17 protein-coding genes and 1 pseudogene are annotated in these 22,967 nt (G+C 70.4%); 7 read left to right on the top strand and 11 right to left on the bottom strand.

Features of this window, described 5'->3' with window-relative positions; all coding sequences use genetic code 11:
- Nucleotides 1–65: 65 nt before the first annotated feature.
- Nucleotides 66–752, bottom strand: a pseudogene (locus AC16DP_RS37620) (formate/nitrite transporter family protein); the annotation flags it as partial.
- A gap of 190 nt (nt 753–942) precedes the next feature.
- Between AC16DP_RS37620 and AC16DP_RS37615 the strand changes: the two are divergent.
- From AC16DP_RS37615 to AC16DP_RS37605, 3 genes are all read left to right on the top strand, one after another.
- Nucleotides 943–1,116, top strand: a complete 174-nt coding sequence (locus tag AC16DP_RS37615) for a hypothetical protein (RefSeq protein ID WP_329729601.1) — start codon at nt 943–945, stop codon at nt 1,114–1,116.
- A 28-nt stretch (nt 1,117–1,144) separates the two neighbouring features.
- Nucleotides 1,145–1,816 (top strand): DUF2231 domain-containing protein, encoded by a 672-nt coding sequence (locus AC16DP_RS37610; RefSeq protein WP_329729600.1) that lies wholly within the window; start codon nt 1,145–1,147, stop codon nt 1,814–1,816.
- Between the two features lie 71 nt (nt 1,817–1,887).
- A complete protein-coding gene (locus AC16DP_RS37605) occupies nt 1,888–3,198 on the top strand; it encodes an MgtC/SapB family protein (RefSeq protein WP_329729599.1) in 1,311 nt (436 codons plus the stop codon).
- Between the two features lie 273 nt (nt 3,199–3,471).
- On the opposite strand, the gene AC16DP_RS37600 is transcribed toward AC16DP_RS37605, so the two are convergent.
- The 8 genes from AC16DP_RS37600 to mnmG all read right to left on the bottom strand — a co-directional run bounded on the left by AC16DP_RS37600 (nt 3,472) and on the right by mnmG (nt 14,068).
- Nucleotides 3,472–4,029, bottom strand: coding sequence for a hypothetical protein (locus tag AC16DP_RS37600; protein ID WP_329729598.1), 558 nt, complete (start codon nt 4,027–4,029; stop codon nt 3,472–3,474).
- Nucleotides 4,029–4,481, bottom strand: coding sequence for a bactofilin BacM (bacM, locus tag AC16DP_RS37595; RefSeq protein WP_329729597.1), 453 nt, complete (start codon nt 4,479–4,481; stop codon nt 4,029–4,031). Before bacM ends, AC16DP_RS37600 begins: the two co-directional genes overlap by 1 nt.
- 3 nt (nt 4,482–4,484) lie before the next feature.
- Nucleotides 4,485–5,399, bottom strand: a complete 915-nt coding sequence (locus tag AC16DP_RS37590) for a ParB/RepB/Spo0J family partition protein (protein WP_483956947.1) — start codon at nt 5,397–5,399, stop codon at nt 4,485–4,487.
- Between the two features lie 209 nt (nt 5,400–5,608).
- Nucleotides 5,609–6,400, bottom strand: a complete 792-nt coding sequence (locus AC16DP_RS37585; RefSeq protein WP_329729595.1) for a ParA family protein — start codon at nt 6,398–6,400, stop codon at nt 5,609–5,611.
- A 2,514-nt stretch (nt 6,401–8,914) separates the two neighbouring features.
- On the bottom strand, nt 8,915–9,610 hold the full coding sequence (locus AC16DP_RS37580) for a hypothetical protein (RefSeq protein ID WP_329729594.1): 696 nt from the start codon (nt 9,608–9,610) through the stop codon (nt 8,915–8,917).
- Between the two features lie 142 nt (nt 9,611–9,752).
- The gene (locus AC16DP_RS37575) at nt 9,753–11,084 is read right to left on the bottom strand and encodes a sensor histidine kinase (protein ID WP_329729593.1); all 1,332 of its coding nucleotides are present in this window, start codon (nt 11,082–11,084) and stop codon (nt 9,753–9,755) included.
- 379 nt (nt 11,085–11,463) lie between these two features.
- Nucleotides 11,464–12,120 (bottom strand): 16S rRNA (guanine(527)-N(7))-methyltransferase RsmG, encoded by a 657-nt coding sequence (gene rsmG / locus AC16DP_RS37570; RefSeq protein WP_329729592.1) that lies wholly within the window; start codon nt 12,118–12,120, stop codon nt 11,464–11,466.
- 97 nt (nt 12,121–12,217) lie between these two features.
- Entirely contained in the window at nt 12,218–14,068 is a 1,851-nt protein-coding gene (gene mnmG, locus AC16DP_RS37565) for a tRNA uridine-5-carboxymethylaminomethyl(34) synthesis enzyme MnmG (RefSeq protein ID WP_329729591.1), read from the bottom strand.
- A gap of 343 nt (nt 14,069–14,411) precedes the next feature.
- On the opposite strand from mnmG, the gene AC16DP_RS37560 reads away from it, so the two are divergent.
- The 3 genes from AC16DP_RS37560 to AC16DP_RS37550 are packed head-to-tail and all read left to right on the top strand — an operon-like array spanning nt 14,412 to nt 18,414.
- Nucleotides 14,412–15,764, top strand: coding sequence for an AAA family ATPase (locus tag AC16DP_RS37560; protein WP_483956946.1), 1,353 nt, complete (start codon nt 14,412–14,414; stop codon nt 15,762–15,764).
- Entirely contained in the window at nt 15,761–16,756 is a 996-nt protein-coding gene (locus AC16DP_RS37555; RefSeq protein WP_329729589.1) for a hypothetical protein, read from the top strand. Before AC16DP_RS37560 ends, AC16DP_RS37555 begins: the two co-directional genes overlap by 4 nt.
- A gap of 17 nt (nt 16,757–16,773) precedes the next feature.
- Complete coding sequence (locus AC16DP_RS37550) at nt 16,774–18,414, top strand: DUF262 domain-containing protein (RefSeq protein ID WP_329729588.1); 1,641 nt, start codon at nt 16,774–16,776, stop codon at nt 18,412–18,414.
- Nucleotides 18,415–18,468: 54 nt separating this feature from the next.
- Here the strand turns inward: AC16DP_RS37550 and AC16DP_RS37545 are convergent, their stop codons facing one another.
- Entirely contained in the window at nt 18,469–20,448 is a 1,980-nt protein-coding gene (locus tag AC16DP_RS37545) for an ATP-binding protein (protein ID WP_329729587.1), read from the bottom strand.
- Nucleotides 20,408–20,941, bottom strand: a complete 534-nt coding sequence (locus AC16DP_RS37540; RefSeq protein WP_329729626.1) for a substrate-binding domain-containing protein — start codon at nt 20,939–20,941, stop codon at nt 20,408–20,410. Before AC16DP_RS37540 ends, AC16DP_RS37545 begins: the two co-directional genes overlap by 41 nt.
- 843 nt (nt 20,942–21,784) lie before the next feature.
- Between AC16DP_RS37540 and AC16DP_RS37535 the strand changes: the two genes are divergently transcribed.
- The coding region (locus AC16DP_RS37535; protein WP_483956945.1) for an ISAs1 family transposase at nt 21,785–22,967 on the top strand (1,183 nt) is incomplete at its 3' end.

Raw genomic sequence — 22,967 nt, 5'->3', positions numbered from 1 at the left:
TGCCCGTAGTTGAGCAGGCTCACCAGTCCCACGCCGCCCACCGCGTTGCCGAGCACCGCCATCGCCAGCCAGCGCAGGAAGTGGCTCACCGGCAGGCCCCCGTCGAGCACCGCGGCCAGCACCTCGGAGCTGCCGGCGATCGAGTGCGCGAAGTGGCCCGCGCCCACGATGAACGTGAAGAACCCGATGAGCGACAGCTGTCCGAACGTGCTGTGGCTCGCGGACACCAGCCACGCCACCAGCGCGATGAGCCACCCTCCCATCACCGCGCCCCAGAACAGCTCCCCGCTCCCCCGCTCCGCCGCCTCCCTCCCCAGCGCCACGAGCTTCTCGATGACGCCGTGCTTCACCGCGCCCGTGCGGCTCACCCACAGCGTGAAGAGGAACGCGCCCACCAGGTTGCACCCCAGCACCACCGCCCACAGCAGGAACAACCGCGTCAGCCTCGCCGGCTCGCGCAGCACCACCACCACCGGGAAGAGCGTGTTCTCCGTGAAGAGCTGCGCCCGGCCCACGATGACCGCGATGAAGCCCGCCGGGTAGAGCGCGAAGCTCGCCAGCCGCGCGCCCTCGCCATCTCCCAGGAAGGAGCGCATCAGCGCCACCCCCAGCCCGCTCAACCCCATCAGCAGCCCGCCCGCCACCCCCGACCACACCAGCTGCCCCACCGGACGCGTGAGCTCCTCGCGCCCGGCCTTCACGACGTGCTCGTAGATTTCGTGCGCCGTCAGCCGCGGTTGCTCGTCGTTCATCCCTCCCAGTCAACCGGAAGCCGTCCGCCGGGACGAGCCACTCCCGCGCGCGCCGTGTGCTGCACGACAGCCCCCCGTGGCCGGTGCGCATGCCCTGCAGGCAGGCGGCCCTGCCTTCGCTCCGGCTCGTGACGGCCCACTCCGGCGTGCCCAGCTTCCCGGAAACTCCTTTCACGGGCGAGGTGGGAACATGGACAGGAAGAACCCGGACGAGAAGACGGTGCCGCGGCAGGGCTCGGGCCAGGACGAGCGGATCCGCCACGAGGGCGAGGACCGCTCCACCCCCGAGGAGAAGAAGTCCGGGCCACAGCCCGATGGCAACGGCGCCACCGGCGAGCCCGCGGCCTTCCCACCGCACAACTGAACCCGCGGCGCGCCCAGGAGACCCTTCCATGAAGATGCTGCTTCACGAGCTGCACCCCGCAGTCATCCACACCCCGCTCGCCCTGCTCCCCACCGCCACGGTGGCCGACGTCATCGCCGTCACCACCGGGGACCGCGCCTGGGCCAGGGTGGGCCGGCGGTTGTGGGTCGCCGGTACCCTGAGCGCCCTCTTCTCGGGACTGGCCGGACTGGCCGCCTCGCAGGAGGTGAAGCTCGAGGAGCCTCGCGCTCGCGACATGGTGTTCCTCCACGGGCTCGGCAATGCCGTCATCACCCTGGGCGCCGTGGGCGTGACGCTGTGGCGGCTCGGGCGCGCTCCGTCTCCCGTGCAGTGCGCCATCGGCATCGCCGCCAACGTGGCCGCCGTCTACACCGCCACCCTCGGCGGCAAGATGGTCTACGAGCTCGGCGTGGGCATCAACCCCATGCCCGTGGAGGGCTCGGTGGGGACGCTCAAGGGCCCTCCCCTGTTGTCCCGCGAGGCCCCGAAGGCGCTCCTCCGCGATGCCGTCCTCGGCGTGCGCTGGATGCTCGACCGGGCGCGTGGCCTGTTCTCGGGAGCCCAGCCGCTGGCCTCCGGCGCCGAGGGTTTCGGCGAGGGGACCCAGGTGCCCGCGGTGACGAGCGAGCCTCTCGTGGATGACGCCACGCTCTCGCCCTCGCCGCGGCCCCTCATCTGAAGAAGGCGAGTCCTTCGTCAGCATGCGCAACCCGAGCATGCCGACCGCTCCCTCTCTGGTAGAGGAGGCGCATGGACAGCTACGAGCCCTTCCTCTCCCTCGGACTCGCCCTGGCCGCGGGCTTCCTCATCGGCCAGGAGCGCGAGTACTCGGCGCCGGACCCCCGCGAGGGCCGGGAGTCCTTCCTCGGCGGCTCGCGCACCTACCCGCTGGTGTCGCTGGCGGGAGCGGCCTCGGTGCTGGTGGCGCGCCAGTTCGGCCCCTGGCTGATGTTGCTGTCGCTCGCGGCGCTGGGGGCCCTGCTGGTGGTGTCCTACGCGGGGGACGTGCGCCAGGGCCGCTCGCACGGACTCACCTCGGAGGTGTCGCTGCTGCTCAGCTACCTGCTGGGCGCGCTCGCGCTGACGCAGGGCGTGCTCGAGCCCATGCGGGTGAAGGTGCTGGTGGTGGCGGGCCTCACGGTGGTGGCCACCACGCTGCTGTCCATGAAGCCGGAGCTGCACGCCTTCCTCGGCAGGCTGCAGCGGCGGGACGTGTCGGCCGGGGTGCAGTTGCTCTTCGTCGCGGTGGTGGTGGTGCCGCTGCTGCCGGACGCCACCCATGGCCCCCTGGACGTGCTCAACCCGAGGCAGCTCGGCTGGATGACGCTGCTCATCGCCGGCATCGGCTTCGCCGGCTACGTGGCCATCCAGGCGCTGGGCTCGCGCCGGGGGCTGGTGGTGACGGGCCTCATCGGCGGGCTGGTGTCCTCCACCGCGGTGACGCTCTCCTTCGCGGGCCGCGCCAGGGGGGCCCCGCGCGAGCTGCGCCAGGGGTGCGCGCTGGCGGTGATGCTGGCCTCCTCGCTCATGTTCGTCCGGGTGATGGTGGAGGTGGCCGTGGTGAATCCGCACATGCTGCGGCTCGTCGCGGTGCCCATGGGCGCCATGGCCGCCACCCTGCTGCTGGCCAGCATGCTGCTCTACCGCCGGGCGCGCGAGGCGCCCACCCCCGAGGGCTCCGAGGTCCAGGTGGAGTTCTCCAACCCCTTCGCGCTGGGCTCGGCCCTCAAGTTCACCGTGCTCTTCGCGCTGGTGCTGCTGGGCGCGCGCGCGGCCACCCGGTTCCTCGGCCACGGCGGCGCGTACCTGGCCGGCCTGCTCGCCGGGCTCACCGACGTGGACGCCATCACCCTGTCCATGGCGAACCTGGCGCGCACCGCCTCGCTCCCCGAGGAGGTGGCCGTCACCACCATCTTCCTCGGCACCACCGCCAACACCCTCACCAAGGGCGTCATGGCGGCGGTGGTGGGCGGGTGGAGCTTCGGCCGCTGGCTGCTGCTCGTGTTCGGCGGCACCCTCGCGGTGGGCGCGCTGGCCCTCGCCGCCGTGGGCTGGCGCTGAAATCCAACACTCCCGCCCCGGCAACCCCGCGGCGAGCGTCCGCGGGCACACACCCCCGTCGACGGTGGCCCCACGCGGTGGACCGCCGCGAGACACTCAGCCGTCCACCCTTCGCGGGAGCCACGGAAACGAAGGCACCCACCAGAGCGCCGGCCGTCCGGGGGGAAGGGCCGGTCCCTGGTGCGAAGGGGGGAAGCGTCGGGCGCGCACCCGGAGCACATGGGGCTCCGGGTCCGCGTCCGATGTCTTTCCGAGGGCGATGCCTCCGCGAGCTCAGCGCGGCTGCTGGAACTCGATGCCCCGGCAGGCGTCGGAGGCCTGGAGCACCTCGTCCTCGCTGACACCGGGGAAGGTGGCGCACAGGAACAAGTCCTTCTCCACGCGCCGCGCCCCGAAGAGCGCCGGGTAGCTCGCGCCCGAGCCCCCGTCCTCCAGCTTCGGCGTGAGCTTCACCCGCACCAGCGAGAAGTCCTCCCCCCCCGACTGCTGCTCGAGCGTGTGCTCGAAGCCCTCGAAGGACCGCCGCACCGTCTGGAGGAGCACCTCGGGAGCGGGGAGCGTGGCGCCCTGGCCGGGGCGCAGGTCCACGCGCAACACCGGGCGCCCGGGCGGGCCGAACTGGAAGCTCCCATCCTGCGCCACCTGGGCCACCCACCCCGGCGGCATGGGCACCTTCACGCCCACGCGGCGCTGGGGGACGGGCCGCTGCTCCGGGGCGGCGGGCTCCGGAGTCACGGGCGCCTCGTCCTTCTGACACCCACCGCAGCCGGCCGCCAGCCAGCACAGCGCCACCAGGGTGGCGCGCACGGACTGGCGCTCGGCGCGGCGCACTACTTCTTGTCTCCACCCGGAGGCGGCGGCGAGCCTCCCCCCTTGCCCAGGTTCTCCATCTTCGTGGTGCCCTCGAAGATGACGCCCCGGTCCATGGTGAGCGCCGGGCTCTCCAGGCTGCCCTTCACGCGCGCGGGAGCGTGCAGCTCAATCAGCTGCGCGGCGCGCACGTTGCCCTCCACGGTGCCATTGATGATGACGGTGCCGGCGTTGATTTCCGCCGTCACGCGGGCCCCGTCGCCAATGACGAGCACGTCCTTGGTGACAATCTGCCCGTTGAACTTCCCGTCGATACGAACCTGTCCCTCGAAGGTGAGCTTCCCCTCGAACTCGCTGCCCTTGCCGAGCAGCGTGTGAACCTCACCCGGACGCGTTGCCACCGATTCATCCTCCCGTCTGCCGCCTAGAAGCGGTACGTTGGTCTTCTCTTCTTTTTTACCGAGGAGCGCCACGAGCTACTCCTTCCTGAGTACCTTCAGGATGCGATCGAGGTCATCGTACGAGAAGTAATCGACCTCGATGGTGCCTTTTCCACCGCTCTTCTCCACCAAGCGCACTTTCGTCCCGAGAATGCGCTGGAGCTCTTCGGTGAGCGCCTTCACCTGCGGGCTCACCTTGGCCGGCTTGCCCGAGTCCTTCGCCTTGCCGCCCTTGGCCTGCTGAACGAGCTTCTCGGTGTCGCGCACGCTCAGCTTGCGGGCGGCGACCTGCTGGGCCAGCTCGTTCATCTCGGGGATGCGGGGCACGCCGAGCAGGGCGCGGGCATGGCCGGCGCTCAGGTTGCCCTCGGCCACCATGTTCTTCACCTCGGGGGGCAGGCCGAGCAGCCGCAGGGCGTTGGCCACCGTGGAGCGCTCCTTGCCCACGCGCTGCGCCACCTGGTCCTGCGTGAGGCCGAACTCCTCGACGAGCCGGTGATAGCCCTCGGCCTCTTCCATGGGGTTGAGGTCCGCGCGCTGGAGGTTCTCCACCAGGGCGAGCTCGAAGGCCTCGACCTCCGTCACCTCGCGCACGATGGCGGGAATCTCATGGAGGCCCGCGAGCTGCGAGGCCCGCCAGCGGCGCTCGCCGGCGATGATCTTGTAGCCGTCGCCGTCCTTGCGCACGAGCACGGGCATGAGGACGCCCTGGGCCTTGATGGACTCGGTGAGCTCGCGCAGCTTCTCCTCGTCGAAGTGGCGGCGGGGCTGGAGGGTGTCGCGGTGGATGGCCTCGATGGGGAGCTTGAGGACGCTGCCCTTGGGGGGAGCGGGAGGCTCGGGAGGAACCACCACCGCCGCGGCGGCCGCGGCGGGAGGAGGAGCGGCCTGGGGGATGAGGGCGGAGAGGCCACGGCCCAACGCCCGCTTCTGCTTGTCACCGTTCAGCACTGCGGATTCTCCGCCGGGAGGCCCGGCACTACCGGCCCGAGGGGGCTCGGGTGGCCACGTCCCTGGACGGCAGCACCTCGGCCGGGGGGACGCGGGAGCCCGGCGGGGGCGAGCGGGGCGGGGAGACCGCTCCAGCCCGGTTCATCGGTGAGGGAGGGCCGCCTCGGGAGCCACCTCTATCAGGAGGCGGGCGGGAGGCGGCCCGGGGGCTACGCGACCTTGCGAGCGGGGGGCGGGTTGGGCTCGCGCTGCATGATTTCACGGCCGAGCGCCAGGTAGCTCTCACAGCCCTTGGACTTGATGTCGTAGAGCAGGATGGGCTTGCCGAAGGAGGGGCACTCGGACAGGCGCACGTTGCGCGGGACGACCGAGGTGAAGACCTGCTCCTTGAAGTAGTCGCGCACGTCGGCGACGACCTGGTTGGCGATGTTCGCGCGCGAGTCGAACATGGTGAGGAGGATGCCCTCCATCTTCAGCGCGGGGTTGAAGGCCTGCCGCACCAGGTCGATGGTGTGGTTGAGCTGGGAGAGGCCCTCGAGCGCGTAGTACTCGCACTGGAGGGGGATGAGGACGGAGTCCGCGGCGATCAGCGAGTTGAGGGTGAGGAGGCCGAGCGAGGGCGGGCAGTCGATGAGGATGTAGTCGTACTGCTCGGCCAGGGGCCGGAGGGCATCGCGGAGGCGGTACTCGCGACGCTCCTGGTTGACGAGCTCGACCTCGGCGCCGGTGAGGTCCGGGGTGGCGGGGACCACCTGGAGGAAGCGCAGCTCGGTGGGGTGGAGGAGCTCGCCCATGGGACGGCCTCCGAGGAGGGCGTCATAGACGGTGCCCTGGAGAGTCTCGCGCTTGAGGCCGAGCCCGCTGCCGGCATTGCCCTGAGGGTCCATGTCGACGAGGAGCACCTTGCGCTCAGCGGCGGCGAGGCTGGCGGCGAGGTTGATGGCGGTGGTCGTCTTGCCGACGCCGCCCTTCTGGTTGGAGATGCAGATGATTCGACCCACGTGGCCCATCCTTGCGACGCCCCGGGAGTGCCCGGGGGCTCTGCGGGGGAGGCATGTACCGACTCCCGTATTGATCCATCAAATCGTCGGCTGATCCAGTCCGCGACCGGATCAGACTTCTAGCTCGCCTGCCTGACATCCGCCCGGCGTCGAGCCCGGTCCCATCGCGAGCCCAACCACCCCCCAACCACACCCAACTACCCCTCTCCCCCCGGGAGAGGAGCCCCCCGTCGTTCAAAGGGGGGGCAAGCCCCCCGGGGTGAGGGTGCCCGGGCCTCGGGTTGTATCCGCGGGAAGCCCCCTCTCCCCCTGGGAGAGGGCTGGGGTGAGGGTCATGGACCGGACCGTGAACCCGAGCCCCGCGCCGTTCCACGTGGAACAGGGGCCTGCCGGAAAGCCGTGCCCGCGAGCGCTCGCGGCCGCCCCACCTCCCGCCCGGAGCCATGGGAGCCGAAGCACGAGAAGAACGGGTACGGGGCAGAGCCGACGCGTTCCACGTGGAACACGCCTGAATCCGAAAGCCTCGCACCGAGCCGCCCCACCCGGCTCAGCGGGAGGTCGCGCGGGAGGTCGCGGCTCCCCGGGGAAAACGCCCCGCCCAGAAAGCACCCCCTCTGGACTCCAGGCTCCGGTTCCGCCCTGCACTGCCGCCCGAGCCGGGTCCACCGTTCCACGTAGAACTCCCCACGATCCCCTTTCCGCCAGGAATCGGAACGCGCCTCCGCCAGAAGGGCTCCTATCTGGGCTCGAGGTTCCGCGCCCTGCCCCAGTCCGCCCCACTCGAGCTCGCCGTTCCACGTGGAACACGCCTCATCCAGAAAGGCCTCTCCCGGTCCCCCCTCAGGCCAGAGCAGCGCAACGGACTCCGGTGCCCAGGACTGCCCCCGGTCCCACCTGTTCCACGTGGAACGTCCCCGGCCCGAAAGCCTGCCTTCCACCTCCAGGCGCCTGGCCAGAGCACCCCGCGCTTCTCTCCTGGGGCGTATCCCTGTTCCACGTGGAACGTCCTCGTGAGGCGCACCCGTGCCGGGCAGGCCAGGTCTGGTGCTCCCCCATCGAGCCCCGGGCGGTGCGTTCCACGTGGAACATCCCCCGGCCAGAAAGGCCCCGCCCGGTCTCCTTCAGACCCGAGCCGGGCGGTTGAGCCTCCCCAGGGCAGCCCCGGCCCCACCTGTTCCACGTGGAACGTTCCCGCCCTGAACGCCTCCCTTCCACCTCCAGGCTCCCAGCCGGAGCACCCCACCCGTCCCTCCTGGAGGGGGTCCGCTGTTCCACGTGGAACGTCCTCGCGAAGGCGCTCCAGCCGCCAGCCGGGTCCGGTGCTCCCCAGTCCTGCCCCGGGTGGTGCGTTTCACGTGGAACATCTCCCCGGTCTGAAAGGCCTCTCCCGGTCCCCTTGGGGCCAGGGCAAAGCAGTGGGCTCCGCCGCCCAGGGCTGTCCCCGGCCCCGTCTGTTCCACGTGGAACGTCCCCGGCGTGGACACCTCTCCCCGGACCAAGTCCTGGCCAGTCCCCCATTCTCTTCCCCGGGTGGTGCGTTCCACGTGGAACGTGCCCCGGACTGAAAGGCTCGAGTTACGCATGCCCCCTCTCCCCTCTGGGAGAGGGCGGGGGGTGAGGGTCGTCACCCCGGGTTCTTCACCCTGCCCCGCCTCGCGGGACACCACTGGCTTCTGGCCTCCTTCCGGCTGGAGATCTCCTGGGGGTCCTCCGGTCCAGGGGGGAAGACCCTCCCCCTGGCCCTCTCCCAGGGGGAGAGGGGATGTCCACGGAACCTCGGCTCCGGTCCAAGGACTTCGCGGGCACTCCACGAGAACCTCCCCGCCCTCCCCCTCCACGGGGCGGTTGTTCCACGTGGAACCCTCCGCCTGGAGCTCCACACCGGGTGCTCCGTCCCAACTCCTTCTCGCCTCCCTCGAGCATGAGGAGCGCCAGGCCGGGCCGATGCCGCCAACCCCGGGCACGTTCCACGTGGAACATCCCCTGCCCGGAATGCCTCGGTCCGGCACTCCCTCGCGTGACGCCCCGTCCAGAGGACCCCCGGCCGCGCCGAGGTGAGGCACCGGGTACCGCCCGTGGCACCGTTTCACGTGGAACACGCCGCCTCGGCCAGGGCTCCTCCCACGCGGCTCCCCTTCTTGTCCTCCCAGTCCAGGGCGCCACGTCTCCCGCCGTCCCTGTTCCACGTGGAACGTGCTTCCCCAGGCGGCGTGTCCCCAGAGGCCAGTTCGGTGGAGCCCGGCCGTTCCCAGCCCCTCCCGTCCGGCTGTTCCACGTGGAACAGCCCGGTGCATCCGGTTCTCTGGAGCGGCTCGGGTCCGCGCCCAGGGCGGATGCCGCGCGGCACGCCACCAGGCTCCGCGCCCTGGCCACGAGCCCGAGCAACGAGCTCCGCGGACGCCCGCACCCGCGCGACCTGGGGCAGTCACCCGGTCGAGCGCGAGGTGCACCGGCGGCACTGCTCGGAGCGGGGGGACCCGGCACCCGGGCCCGCTCCCCGCTCCCGCGCTCCCCTCAGCGCACCGGATCCATCAGGAACGCGATGCCGAACTGCAGCTGCGGACGCTCGCTCACCCGCGCCCACTGCCCCTGTTGTCTGTCCGCCACCGGCAACAGCATCGCCGCCTCCGGCATCACCCGCAGGCCCGGGTTCACCCGGAACGCATAGCCCAGCGACGCCCCCATCGCCGCCATCTCCCGGCTCTCCGGGTCGAACAGCGCGTCGAACCGCATCCACGTCGGGCGCAGCCCGAGCACCAGCTGCGAGCCATCCGGGTTCCTCAGCGCGAACAGCAGCGGCACCGCCACGAACAGCTGCGTATCCGACGACCAGTCCCCCGGCTCCCACGCGTGCGAGAACAGCACCACCCCCGCCGTGGGCGCCACCGACATCACGAACGGCGACCCCTCCTCCCTCCCCGCCAGCTGCAGCTTCAGCGAGCCCTCCGCCCCCTGCAGCGACAACCTGCCTCCCACGTCGAGCCCCTCCGTCACCCCCGCCCTCCCCGCCACCGCCACCTGCGGCAGCACCCCCGGCTTCCTCCCGTCATCCACTCCCTGCACCCAGGCCTGCGCGGTCAGCCGCGACTGGCCCTTCGGCACCGTGTCCGCCGTCTCCAGCGTCCCCAACGACGCGCACCCTCCCCACAGCGGGGCGCACGTCAGCAGGAACAGCCCTCGGGAGCGAAGTGAACGGCCAGCGCGATTCATGAAGCATCCTTTCCACGGGTGTGCCGGTGAGTCTCTCACCGGTCCGACCCTGGCGGGTTGCCTCCATGGGCCCTCGCTGGATCTCCCCGCCGTGCTTCCCGCACGCCCCTCGCACGGGTTCGACCCGGGGACCGAGAGACCCTCACCCCGTCCCTCTCCCGGCGGGAGAGGGGTGGAGGCTTGGGGGAACGTCTTCTCGCAGGGGCAACCGCACCGTGAAGCACGTGCCCCTCCCCTCCTCCGACTCCACCTCGATGCGGCCCCCGTGCCCCGTGACGATGCCGTACGCCACCGCCAGCCCCAGCCCCGTCCCCTCCCCCACCGGCTTCGTCGTGAAGAACGGTTGGAACAGCCGCCCCACCACCTCCTGCTTCATCCCCACCCCGTTGTCCCTCACCTCCACCACCGCCTCGCCCGGCTCCTCCCGCGTGCTCACCTTCACCACCCCCCCCTGCTCCGGCAGCGCCTGCACCGCGTTCATGATCAGGTTCAACACCACCTGCCCCATCTGCCTCGGCTGACCCACGATGGGCCGCAGCGCTCCCAGCTCCAGCTCCATCCGGCACCGGCCCCTCCTCTCCCCCTGCGACAGCCTCAGCGCCGACGACACCTCCGCGTTCAGGTCGAACTCCACCGGCTCCTCCGGGTCGTTCCGCGCGAAGCGTCTCAGGTCCGCGACAATCGCGTTCACCCGCCGGATTCCGTCCAGCGTCGCCGGCAGCACGTCCTCCACGTACTCGCGCAGCTCCTCCGGCAGCTCCCCCTGCGCCGCCAGGTCCCGGCTCAGCAGCCGCACGTTGCTCGTCACGAACGCCATCGGGTTGTTGATTTCATGCGCCACCCCCGCCGCCAGCATCCCCAGGCTCGACAGCTTCTCGTGCGCCACCAGCTGCCCCTGCATCCGCTCCCACCGCCGGTGGCTCTCCCTCGACGCCTCCAGCGCATCCAGCAGGAGCTGACAGCGCGTCTCGCCCAGTCCGTAGAACGCGCACGCCGCCAGGCAGAACACCCCCACCGTCCCCGCCTCCACCCCCTCGCGCAGCCCCAGCCCCGCCGACGCCGCCAGGTGCAGCCCCAACCCCACCCGCCTCACCGTCACCCCCTGCCTCGACGGCGCCCCTCCGTTCAGGAACACCGCCTGCACCAGCATGTTGATCCACCCCATCAGGCTCCAGTGCAGCAGCTGCGACCCCACCGCGCTCAGCGTCAGGTTGCCGAGCAACAGCGCCCACTGCTCCTCCCTCCGCAGCCGGCCCATCCGTTTCACCTGGGAGAGGAAGCGCGTGTTGAGCACCGCCCGCACGGCGAAGAGCCCGCACAGCGCCCCCACCACCGTCCACCTGCCCCACGCATGCGCCACCAGCAGCGCGTGCGTGAGCACCACCGTGCCGACAGCCCAGAGCACCAGGCGCCGGTTCATGACCTCGCCGTCCCCCTCGGGACTGCCCACCGTGTGGGCCCCTGCTGGCCTCATGTCGCGTTCCCCCCTGTGAACGCACCCGATCCCGGCTCGGCCGTCGTCCCGCGGCTTCACGTCACCGGCCGCCGCCGTCTCGGTGCATCCGAAAGTCTAGGGCAAGGGACGGACACGGACTCCGCTTCCCCCGGGGAAAACGGGACTCCGGGTTTCTCATTCGTGCGCTGGAGGACACGGGAGCGGCCCGCTCGGGGGGAACCCGGGGCCTCGATACCCTCACCCCGGGGGGCTTGCCCCCCCTTTGAACGACGGGGGGCTCCTCTCCCGAGGGGAGAGGGGAAATGCCCTCGGAGTGGATGCCCTCGGAGTGGATGCTCGCGAGTGATGCTCGTGAGTGATGCGCGGGGGGACTCCTGCGTCCTCCTCCGCTCCTGCTCTACTTCGCGAACGCCGCCACCTGACGCTCCGCTCCCGAGAACGGCAGCCGGTACGACCTCGCCGACACCAGCTTCAGGCCCCGCTTCTCCGCCTGCGCCTTCAGCTCGTCCTCGCTCAGCGGCTTGCCCAGCATCGCCACCACGTGCCCTCCCTCCGCCAGGTACGCCGGGGCCAGGTCCAACCAGTCCGGCAGGTCCATGAAGGCCCTCGCGATCACCCGGTCCGCTCGCGGCAATCCCTCCGCCTCCGGCTTGCCCTCCGCTCGCGTGTGCACCGCCTTCGTCCCCGTCAGCCCCAACCCCGCCACCGCCACCACCGCCTTCACGTACCCCACCTTCTTCCCCACCGCGTCCACCACCGTCACCGACAACGACGGCCTCGCCATCTTCAGCGGCAACCCCGGGAACCCCGCCCCCGCTCCCACGTCCAGCACGCTCCCCGCTCCCTCCACCTCCGGCAGCACCGCCAGCGAGTCCAGGAAGTGCTTCTCCACCACCTCCTCCTCCGCGGTGATGGCCGTCAGGTTCACCTTCGCGTTCCACTTCAACAGCTCGCCCATCAGCCGGTTCAGCCGCGCCGGCACGTCCTCCCCCACCGTCACCCCCAACGCCCTGCACCCCTTCTCCATCAGATCGCCGAAGCGCGCGTTATCCACAGCCACCCCTCCTGACTCGGGTCCCAAGTCCTTGAAATGTCTCGCACCTTTGGGTGCTCCAAACTTCTCCACACCTTGTCCACACCCCCCTGTGCGATCAGAACCCGCTTCCGCCCGGCCCTGAATCGCTCCCCACCCCGCCCCGCTTGAGCGCCACCAGCACCAGCGAGAACGCCGCCGGCGTCAGCCCCGGTATCCGCCTCGCCTGCCCCACCGTCGCCGGCCTCACCTTCTCCAGCTTCTCCACCGCCTCCGCCGACAGGCCCCTCACCCCCGCGTACGCGAAGTCCCCCGGAATCCTCCACCCGTCCCACGCCTCCGCCTCCCTCGCCGCCGCACGCTCCGCCATCACGATGTAGCCCTCGTACTTCACCTCCACCTCCACCTCCTCCACCACCTCGTCGCTCAAGCGCGGCCACCCCTCCGCCTTCTCCGCCGCCAGCGCCGCGTACGTCACCTCCGGCCGCTTCAACCGCGCCGCCAGCCCCGTCCGCTTCAGCCTCGCCACCTCCTCCGCCACCGCCCGCCGCTTCTCCTCCACCCGCTCCAGCACCTCGCGCGGCACCAGCCCCACCCGCGCCCCGTGCCTCGCCAGCCGCAGCTCCGCGTTCCCCTCGCGCAGCTTCAGCCGGTGCTCCGAGCGGCTCGTGAACATGCGGAAGGGCTCGTCCACCCCCTTCGTCACCAGCTCGTCCACCAGCACCGCCCCGTGCGCCTCGTCCCGCCCGAGCACCAGCTCCGGCTCGCCCTTCACCTTCAGCCCCGCCTGGATTCCCGCGAACAGGCCCTGGAACGCCGCCTCCTCGTAGCCGCTCGTCCCGTTGAGCTGCCCGGCGAAGTACAGGCCCTCCACCTGCTTCGTCTCCAGCGTCTCCTTCAGCTGCGTGGGCGGCGCGTAGTCGTACTCCACCGCGTAGCCGAAGCGCGCCACCTCCACCTTCTGGAGGCCCGGCAGCGTGCGCAGGAACTCGAGCTGCACCTCCGCCGGCATGCTCGTGGAGAGGCCCGCCGGGTACACCAGCGGCGAGTCCGGGCCCTCGGGCTCGAGGAACACCAGGTGCCGCTCGCGCGCCGAGAAGCGCACCACCTTGTCCTCCAGCGACGGGCAGTAGCGCGGACCCCGGCCCACGATTTCTCCCTGGAACAGCGGCGAGCGGTGGAGGTTGTCGCGCAGAATCCGGTGCGTCTCCGCCGTGGTGTACGTGAGCGCGCACGTCACCGCGGGCTGGTGGGGGAACGGGCCGTCCCCGAGTCCCCACCGGGTGCGCAGGGACAGCGGGCGCGGCGGGAAGTCACCGGGCTGCGGTTCGATGGAGTCCCAGTCGATGCTGTCGCGCAGCAGGCGCGCGGGCGTGCCCGTCTTGAAGCGCCCCAGCGAGAAGCCCAGCGAGCGCAGCGAGTCGGACAGGCCCTTCGCCGCCTCGTCGCCGAGCCGCCCGCCCACCTCCTTCTTCTCGCCCACGTGCATGAGGGCCTGGAGGAAGGTGCCGGTGGTGAGCAGCACGGCGCTCGCGGCCACGTGCGTGCCATCGCCGAGCACCACGCCCGCCACGCGTCCGCCCTCGGCCACCACGGAAGACACTTCGGCCTCGTGCACGGTGAGGTTCGGCTGGGCCCACAGCACGGACTGCATGGTGCGTGCGTAGGCCTCGCGATCGCACAGCACGCGGGTGGCCTGCACGGCCGGTCCCTTCGAGGCGTTCAGCGTCTTGAAGTGCGTGCCCGCGAGGTCCGCCACGCGGCCCATCTCGCCGCCGAGCGCGTCCAGCTCGCGCACCAGGTGGCCCTTGGCGGTGCCACCGACGGCGGGGTTGCAGCTCATGACGGCGGCGCGCTCGCGCTTGAGGGTGAGGCCGAGGGTGTCCAGGCCCATGCGCGCGCAGGCCAGGGCGGCCTCGCAGCCCGCGTGGCCCAGGCCCACCACGATGACGTCATACCGAGGCTTCATGTCGGCAGCAGAGGGGAGGGGAGGAGGTGGAGCCTCACTTCTCACGCGGAGCCCTCGCGAAGGCAAGCCATGACTCCCTCTCCCGCTGGGAGAGGGCGGGGGTGAGGGTGTTCCCCCGGTCCTCGTCCGAGCGGCCTGGAGGAACCGAGCCCTCCACACTCAGGCTTCCACCTCCGGCATCCACCCTGCGGACCCATCCTCTGCTCGCCGAGGAGCCGCTGTTGCCGCGCACCCGATACCCATCGAGGAGCAGCGTTGAAAGCGTGCGACCTCGCGTGCTAGCGCACCAGACCTGTGTCCCGGCGGTTATACACGTGCAGGTAAGGAACCGAGCTGAGCGGAGATGCCCGCCAGCCGTGCACGCCTCATGGCCCTCTCCTCGTTCACCGTCGCCAACTACCGCTCGTTCCTCCGCCCCACCACCATCGAGCTGAGGCCCCTCACGCTGCTGTTCGGGTACAACAACTCGGGCAAGAGCGCGCTCCTGCGGGTGTTGCCTCTGCTGGCGGATTCGGTCGGCGCGCCTCGAGGAGCTCCACTCAACCTCGACAGCGCCGCCGTCCGGGGTGCTTCGTTCCGCGACTTGTGCTGCCAGCTCAGCCCACGACGGCAAATCGATTTCGGGCTGAGGTGGGACGATGCAGATGGGGATGACCTGTTACGCCACTATCAGCTCTCCATCCTTGAACTGCCCGGCCCACAGGCGGAAGTCCTTCCCCCTGCTGTCAGCGAATTCAGCATCGAAGGGTTGGAAGGATTGGATGAGTTGGGCTCTCCTTTCGCCATACAGGGAACGTGGCATCCCAAGCAGGAGTTCCAGACCATCGGTCAGGCAATATACGACCTCCTTCCGTCCACCAATGGGAAGGAAGAGAACGTTGAGCCCTATCCCTTGGAGTTCCGTGGCATCCAGCCAGGGATTTCCATTCGGGGACGCGTTGATATCTGGCACGCCCTCATGAATTTAGGCCACCAACTGGAGCGCCTTCGCGACAATGTACACTGGCTCGGAGCCATCCGTCGGGTGCCCCACCGGAGCAAGGAGTTTCGCGGAAGCGCGCCGCCCAAGCTCCTCGAGGATGGTACGGGGGCGCTGGAGGTTCTCGTCCAGGACAAGCTTCGGGGGGGCACTCTGCTCACGACCGTCTCCGGGTGGTTCGAGAAACACACCCGGCAGCGTCTGGATGTGACCGAGGTGGCACCTCGTTACTACGCACTCACCCTGGGTCCGCTGGCCAGCCCCGGCATCCGGGTCAACGTCATCGACACCGGCGAGGGCATGGCCCAGGTACTGCCCGTGCTGGTGCTCGGTGCACAGGCCCGCCAGGAGGGAGCACACGGCTCGCTCATCGCCCTCGAGCAACCGGAGCTGCACCTGCACCCCGCACTTCATGCCTCCCTGGCGAACTACTTCTGCGAGCTCGCCATGCAGCCCAAACCCCCTCGCGCCCTCATCGAGACGCACTCGGAGAACTTCCTGCAGGGCATCCAGCTCGCCATCGTCCAGGGACGGCTCGATCCAGAGAGGGTAGGGGTGTACTGGGTCCAGCAGCTCGACGACGGGAGCAGCACGGTCGACCTCATCACCTTCAATGACAAGGGCCAGCCCAGCCGCTGGCCCCCCGGGGTCTTCGCCGAGGACACCGAGCTGGCTCGCAGGATCCTCAAGGAGCGTCGCGCCAAGGAGGGTCGGTGAGGATCATCATCGAGGCTCCGCTCCTCGTGTCCGCACAGCAGGCCAGATACCCGCTGGCCCTGCTGGAGCTGTTCAACCTCTGCCTGGACCAGGACTGTCACACCCTCGAGGTGGAGCCCCTGGATGCGCCAGAGCTGAAGCTCTGGACGGACATGCTGACACCCGCGCAGCGGGATGAGATCGAGCTCATTCTCGATGCGAGCACCGAGCGGCAGTTGCGTGACCCGCCCGCGAGCGTCGTCCGGGTAGCGGATGTCGAAGAGGCGGAGTGGGAAGGCACGGTTCCCCGGCTGCCCCTCCGGAGCGCGGTTGCACTCCTGCGCAAGCCGCTGCGCGTGCTCATCGAGGGCGTCCACGACGAGGCCTTCCTCCACGCCACCGTCCCCCATTTCTACCGCGCACGCTTCGAGGACTGGTCGAAGAGGGAGTTGCTGAAGCTCGAGCACCGGGGAGGGCTCCAGAACCTGGGCCATGCCCTCGAACAGGAGTGCGAGGTGCGCGAGCGGCGCCTACGCTTGTTCGTCATGTTCGACAGCGACGCGCGCAAGCATGGGGAGCCGCACAGCGAGTCCAAGAAGGTGGCGCGATTCTGCAAGCGCAAAACGCTGGCCCACCATCAACTCGAGCGCCGCGCCATCGACAACTACATTCCCGAGCCCGCGATCGAGCGCTGGCTGAAGCAGAAGCACCCACGCGAGTTCGATGGCAGGTGGCGGCCCAGGCTCCAGGCCTTCCGCCTGCTGAGCGATGAGCAGCGCCACCATTACAATATGAAGAGGGGCCTGCGTGGGGATCGGGAGGGCGCTGGGCTCGCGGACATCTTCGACGACCTCGTCAGAACGAAGCCCGACCAGGCCGCCCACCTGGAGGAGGGATTCAGCCCCGCCGTGGCGGAGTCCTTCCAGGAGCGCATCCCCGACGCGTGGCTCGCCCAGGACGGTCAGACCGACGAACTGATGCGGCTCTTCGAGACACTGCTGCGCGCCGCCTGACCAGAGAGGAGCCGACCATGGCGACACCCGCCTACTTGAGCGAGCCGCAGATCTACTCCCTGGCGCGACTGCTCCAGGAAATCATGGAGGGCAACCTCCGCCTTCCTCTCTTCCAACGAGACTTCGTCTGGCTGAACAATCAACGGATTGATCTGCTCGAGAGCGTGCGGGACGGGATCCCGATCGGCAGCGTGCTCATCTGGCGCACGGCGACCCGGAGCCTCCAGTGCTTCCAGGGGATCGGGCCCCACCGGCTTCCCGAGCGCCCGGCGATGGAGGGCATCCTGCGCAGCTATCTCCTGGATGGTGTCCAGCGGCTCACCACGCTGCTGGGGTCCATCCATCCCAGAAACTCGGGGGATCTCCCTGCCGGGCCGATCGAGCGCTCCATCGGGCAGGAGTGGAGCTGGAACCTCTATTATGACCTGGAGGCGCGGGACTTCCGGCTCCAGGAAGGAGACGAAGAGCCGCCTCCCACCTGGCAGCCCCTCTGGCTGACGCTCGATGGCATCGGTCTGTTGCGCTTCCAGCGGGAGCTGGCGAAACACCCGGGAGCCGAACGGCTCATCACCGCGTCCGACGAGCTGGTCAGCGCATTCCGCGACTACAAGATTCCGGTCCTCGCCATCGTGACCGAGGACCTGGAACAGGCCACCCGCATCTTCCACCGCATCAACAGCCGGGGAACTCCGATGGGCGAGTTCCACATGATGCAGGCACTCACCTGGAGTGAGGGATTCGATCTGCGCGAGCGGCTCACGGTGGCCAAGGCCCGGCTCAAGGAGCAGGGGTGGGAACCCGAGCCCGAGGAGGATCTCTTCCTCGATATCTGCAAGGCGGCGCTGGACCTCGACATTTTCGAAGAGGACGTCGAGGAATTGAGCCGGCGGCTCGCGGCGGCGCCGCAGATGATCGACGAGGCAACGGAGAACCTGCTGCTCGCGGTCCGCTTCCTCCAGAAGGAGTGCGGAATCCTGTCCGCCGAACTGCTGCCTTCGCGCTACCAGCTCATCCTGCTGGCCGAGGCGATGCGGACCTGTCGGGCGTGTGCCAACCCCCCGGGCGACGTGATGCGCCATCTGGTCCGCTGGTTCTGGCTGACGACCTACGGCAGCGCCTTCCGGGCCGTCACTGGAAACAAGCTTCAGCGGCTGCTCCACCATCTGCGGCAGCTCGCGAAGGGGGAAACCACACGCGCCTGGGGAGAACCCGTGGGCCTGTTTCCCCCACTCCCCGAGCGGTTCCACTACCGGTCTGCCCGCTCCAAGGTGCTGGCCCTCCATCTGGCTGGACTCCGGCCTCGAGACGTTTCCGGGCAACCCATCGAGGATCCCGTGGCGCTGCTGGCGAGGCACGGCGCCGATGCCATCGTTCCTCTCTTCCGGGGCCACGCCGAGTCCGCGAACCGCATCATCGTCCACCCCCAGCAGGCCCAGGCGATGCGGGACCTGTTGCTCGGCAATCTGCTGATGCGCGGCAGTGACGAGTTGCTCGCGAGCCACGCCATTTCTCCTGACGCCGCGCAAGCACTCCATGCGCAGGACGTGGCTCGCTTCCTGGAAGTTCGCGGCAAGACGCTCGAGGAATTGGATCAACGCGTCATCGACCACTTCACGAAGGAGGAGGTCTCCTTCTCCCGCCCCTCTCCGGGGAGATGAGCTTCCGCTCCCACTCCAGTACCCCGGCCTTCCGGGCGTCGAGCAGGCCCCTCCTCAGCCCACCGCGTCCGGAGCCTCGTCCACCGGCAGCTCCACCGTGAACGTGGAGCCCTCGCCCGGCCGGCTCTCCACGGAGATGCTGCCCCCGTGCGCCACCACCAGTTGCCGCGTGAGGTAGAGCCCCAACCCCAGCCCTCCATAGTGCCGCACCGGCACCCCGCGGCCGAAACGCTCGAAGAGGCGCTCGCGCTCGCCCTCCGGCATGCCGATGCCGTTGTCTCTCACCACCAGCACCACCGCGCCGTCCCGCGGCGTCACCCGCACGTCGATGGGCCGGCCCTCGCCGAACTTCAGCGCGTTGCGCACCAGCCCCGTCACCACCTGCTCCAACCGCCGCGCGTCCCACCAGCCCACCGCCGGCCCGCGCAGCTCCCTCCGCACCTCGGAGCCACTGGCCTCCACCTGCGGCCGCAGCTCCTCCAGCACCTCCGCCACCAGCGCGCTCAAGTCCACCCGCCGCCGGCGCAGCTCCAACGCGTGGCCCGCGCTCAGCTGTGACACGTCCAGCAACGGGTCCACCAGCAGGCCCATCTGCCGCGTCTGCCGCTCGGCGGTGGCCACCTCCTCCAGCAACCGGGCCGGCTCCAGCGCGGCGCCACTCCGGCCCCGGCGCAGCAGGCTCTGCAACCTCAGCTGCAGCGGCAACAGGGGCGTGCGCAGCTCGTGCGCGGCCACGGAGAGGAACACTTCCCGCAGGCGGATGGCCCGCTCGGCGTGCCGGTACAGCCGCGCGTTGTCCAGGGCGATGGCGGCGCGGCTCGCCAGCTCCCGGGCCAGGGCGAGCTCGGCGGGCCCATAGCGCTCGGGCGTGGCCGAGACGAACGTGATGGCGCCCAGCCGGTGCTCCCGCGCCACCAGCGGCACCACCAGCAGGCTCTGGATGCCGAGCGCCCGCGCCAGCTGGAAGTGCGCCTCGTCCACCACCATGGCGCGCAGCTTCTCGTCCGTGACGTGGGGCACCAGCACCGGCGGGCCCTGGCGCGCCACATGCGCCGGAGGCGACGTCGAGCCGGGGCCCGGCGGGTAGCGGCGCTGCAGCTCGCCGAGCAGGGCCCGCTTCTCCGCGTCCACGTGCGCGCCACCCACCCGCCGCATCTCCCCGTCCTCCAGCAAATCAATGACGCACCAGTCCGCCAGCGCGCCCACGCACAGCGAGGCCACGCGCGGCAGCACCTTCTCCATCTCCAGCGAGGAGAGGAGCACCTCGCCGGCCTCGGCCAGCAGGGCGTTGGCGGCCTCGGAGCGCTGGCGCTCGCCCAGCTCCTGGCGCAGCGACTCGCGCATCTCGTTGATGGCCGAGCACACCTCGTCCAGCTCGTCGCCGCCGGCGGGCCCCGGAGCCTCGTGCCGCAGCACCAGCGGCGCGTCCAGGTGCGCCGGCCCCAACCCGCGCGTGTACGCCGCCAGGGTGGCCAGGTGCTGCGTCACCATGCGCTGCACGACGAAGAGGACGAAGAGGGCGATGAGGAACGTCTGCGCCGCGTGCGTGGCGAGGATGACGAGCACCCGGTCCCTCAGCCGCGCGTGGATGCCCTCCAGGGTGGCGCTCACCCGGAGCGTGCCCAGGAAGAGCGGCCCGTGGTACAGCGGGATGGAGCGCACCACCGCGTCCGTCCCGGGCGCGGCGCCGGCCTGGTAGTGGGTGCCCAGCGCGCTGTCCACCTCGGCCTGGACGATGTCCGGCAGCGTCGTCATCCCCTCGAGCTGGATGCGCAGCGGCGCCTCGTCGAGCGACCAGAGACTCTGGGCCACGCTCTGCGCGTAGCTCAGGCGCAGCTGCTCCAACCGCTCCTCCAGGGCGTGGACCTCGCCCCGGTAGTCGGTGGCGAGCTGCACGGCGGTGCTCACCAGGCTGGCCGCGACGCTGAAGAGCACGATGGCCCCCAGCAGCCGGCGCCCGAGCCGGTTGCCGGGAATCCGCCTCCCCATCCGCTCAGGGGTGGTGCTCGGAGGGGAGGGGACGCGTGAATCCATACGACTCCAGGAGGGGACCCGGGAAGCGCAGCCGCCGCTGAGCGAACAAGGCCCGGAAGGAGAAGTCGTCGTGCGTCAGCGCGGGGTTGGCCACTTTGGAGAAGGCGCGGAAGTCGATTGCCGCGCAGTCGCCCTCGCCGAGCAGTTGCTGGAGGGTGTCCACCTCGGCGCGCGAGATGGGGGCCAGGGAGGTGCGCCACTCGAGCCCCTCGGAGGCGAAGTCTCGGCCGTGGTGGTGATCATACAGCAGCACCAGGGCCCAGGCGCCCTCGAGGAAGTGGCCGCCGAGCGTCGTCACCAGGCGGCCCTCGCGCACGGCCTGGAGGGCCGCGGGAGTCCAGTCGATGCCGCCCAGCAGCACGTCCTGGCCGGGGCGGCGGCCCGAGGCCTCCACCGCGCGCAGGGCCCCCAGCGCCATGGTGTCGTTGGCGGCCCAGAGCAGTTGGAGCTCCGGGTAGCGGCGCAGCAGCAGCTCCGCCTTGCGCCGGGCCACCTCCACGTCCCACGAGGCGGAGACGCCCTGGAGCAGCTCGGCCCCTCCCACCCGGCCACGGCCTGGCGCAGCCCCTCGGAGCGCAGCCACCCGGAGGCGTCCTCGGGCTGCCCCTCGAGCGCGGCGAGCCGCACGGGCGCGTGGGGCGGGTGGCCCCGGGCGGCGGCCTCCAACAGGATTTGGGCCAGCGTGCGGCCGGCCAGCGCATCGTCCGGCAGCATCTGCCCGAGCCACAGCGGGAAGTGCCCACGCGGCCCGCCGAAGCGCGCGGCGTCCGCGGGCAGCAGGCCCGAGTTGATGACGAAGACGGGGACCCCCGTGCGCCGGGAGAGCTCCAGCAGGCCGGTGCCGATGCCCCGGTGCATCGTGACGAGGAGGTAGTCGGGCCGGCCGGGCCCGCTCAGCACCTCGCGCGCCCGCTCCAGGACTTCCCCGGGCCAGTGGCCCACGGGGTGGACGGTGAGCTCGATGCGCAGGTCCCTCGCGGCCGCGCGCATGGTGCCCACGAGGCTGTCCCGCCAGGGATTGCCCGGCGCCAGGGCATCGAGGAAGGCCACCCGCATGGGCCGCTCCACCGCGAACCGCTGGGCCGCCGCGTCCGGAGACGGCAGCAGCGCGAGCACGAGGACGACGAACCGCCAGAGGCCAGACATGGGCCAGCGCCCCCCTTCCGAGCCAGGCTTGATTCAAAGTCCTACGAGAGAGGTTATCCCACCCGGGCCGACGGCTGGAGTATAGTCCCGCCTACAGGGGCCCACCCGTGGCGAGCAGCCGCGGGCTGATCGCGGGGGGGCGCCTGAAAAGAGCCCGGTGACGGGCCGGGCAGGTCCGTGGAGAAGAGGAATGAGTAGGGAGAAAAACCGGGGCGGGAGGGCTGGCGGGCCCTCCACACCCCATGCGGGAAGCGAGAAGGGGAAGAAGGATGAGCAGGACACCCCCTCGCGCGTGCAGAGGATGATGACGAGCCTGGGGCTGACATTCAAGGGAGTAAAGGACCCGCGAGCACGCCGGGGCCAGAGGCACCCGCTGGCGGCGATGTTGATGCTGCTGGTGCAGGCGCTGGCGGTGGGGCGGCGGGTGTTGCGGCATGCCGAGGCGCTGGGCGAGGACATGCTGCGAGAAGGCACGGCACCCGAGGGGTTGAAGCGGCCGGTGTCCGACACGACGTTGGACAGGCTGCTGGGGAGCTTGGAGCCAGAGGGCTTGGAGCAGGAGGTGGAGCAGCTGGTGCGCAGTGGGCTGGACAAGGGGTTGATACGCAACGAGCTCTTCGCCCGGGGCGTCGTCAGCATCGACGGGAAGGCGGGGGAGAGCACGCCGGGGCAGGCGCCGTGCGAGCCGAGCCACACGACAAAGGATGAGCAGGGGCGGGAGTACTGGTACCCGTACGCGCTGCGCGCCAGTCTCACCAGCAGCGCGGCGTGTCCGGTGCTCGACCAGAAGTTGCTGGAAGGCAAGCAGGGAGAGGCGACGGCGTTCCCGGAGTTGTTCAAGCGGGTGGTGGAGAAGTTTGGGCGCCATTTCGAGTACGTGACGGTGGACGCGGGAATGACGAGCGCGGCCAACGCGAGCGTGGTGAGGCAGGAGGGCAAGCACTACTTGATGGCGCTCAAGGAGAACTTCCACCGGCTGCATGGCAAGGCGTGGGTGGCGCTGGCGGTGGCGCCAGTGAAGGTGCGAGTGCGCGAGAGGGTGAAGGGGGAGTGGGTGCGGAGGGAGTTGAGGGTGGTGGACAAGCCGCCAGAAGAGGACTTTCCCGGCGCCGAGCAATGGGTGTGGGTGCGGCAGACGCGAACCAGAGACGGCGAGCTGCCGAAGGTGGAGACGCGGCTGTTCCTCACCTCCATTCCCAGTGGGCAACTGTCCCCGGAGCAGATGCTGACGCTGGTACGCCGGCACTGGGGGATTGAGAACGGGCCGAACTGGACAGCGGACGTGGTGTTGGAGGAGGACAGCGCCTCGCCCAGCCTGCGAGGCAAGGCACCCCTGGTGCTCAGCTGGCTGCGAGTGCTGGCCTACAACCTGC

The sequence above is a fragment of the Archangium sp. genome (assembly GCF_057119385.1).
Note: the sequence above shows the minus strand (reverse complement) of the source record. Positions and strands in the feature narration are given on the sequence as shown.

What these genes read in the sequence shown, in the direction of transcription:
- AC16DP_RS37615 (WP_329729601.1), top strand. Translation starts at nt 943, where the DNA reads ATGGACAGGAAGAACCCGGACGAGAAGACGGTGCCGCGGCAGGGCTCG.
- AC16DP_RS37610 (WP_329729600.1), top strand. Translation starts at nt 1,145, where the DNA reads ATGAAGATGCTGCTTCACGAGCTGCACCCCGCAGTCATCCACACCCCG.
- AC16DP_RS37605 (WP_329729599.1), top strand. Translation starts at nt 1,888, where the DNA reads ATGGACAGCTACGAGCCCTTCCTCTCCCTCGGACTCGCCCTGGCCGCG.
- AC16DP_RS37580 (WP_329729594.1), bottom strand. Translation starts at nt 9,610, where the DNA reads ATGAATCGCGCTGGCCGTTCACTTCGCTCCCGAGGGCTGTTCCTGCTG.
- AC16DP_RS37575 (WP_329729593.1), bottom strand. Translation starts at nt 11,084, where the DNA reads ATGAGGCCAGCAGGGGCCCACACGGTGGGCAGTCCCGAGGGGGACGGC.
- mnmG (WP_329729591.1), bottom strand. Translation starts at nt 14,068, where the DNA reads ATGAAGCCTCGGTATGACGTCATCGTGGTGGGCCTGGGCCACGCGGGC.
- AC16DP_RS37560 (WP_483956946.1), top strand. Translation starts at nt 14,412, where the DNA reads ATGCCCGCCAGCCGTGCACGCCTCATGGCCCTCTCCTCGTTCACCGTC.
- AC16DP_RS37550 (WP_329729588.1), top strand. Translation starts at nt 16,774, where the DNA reads ATGGCGACACCCGCCTACTTGAGCGAGCCGCAGATCTACTCCCTGGCG.
- AC16DP_RS37545 (WP_329729587.1), bottom strand. Translation starts at nt 20,448, where the DNA reads ATGGATTCACGCGTCCCCTCCCCTCCGAGCACCACCCCTGAGCGGATG.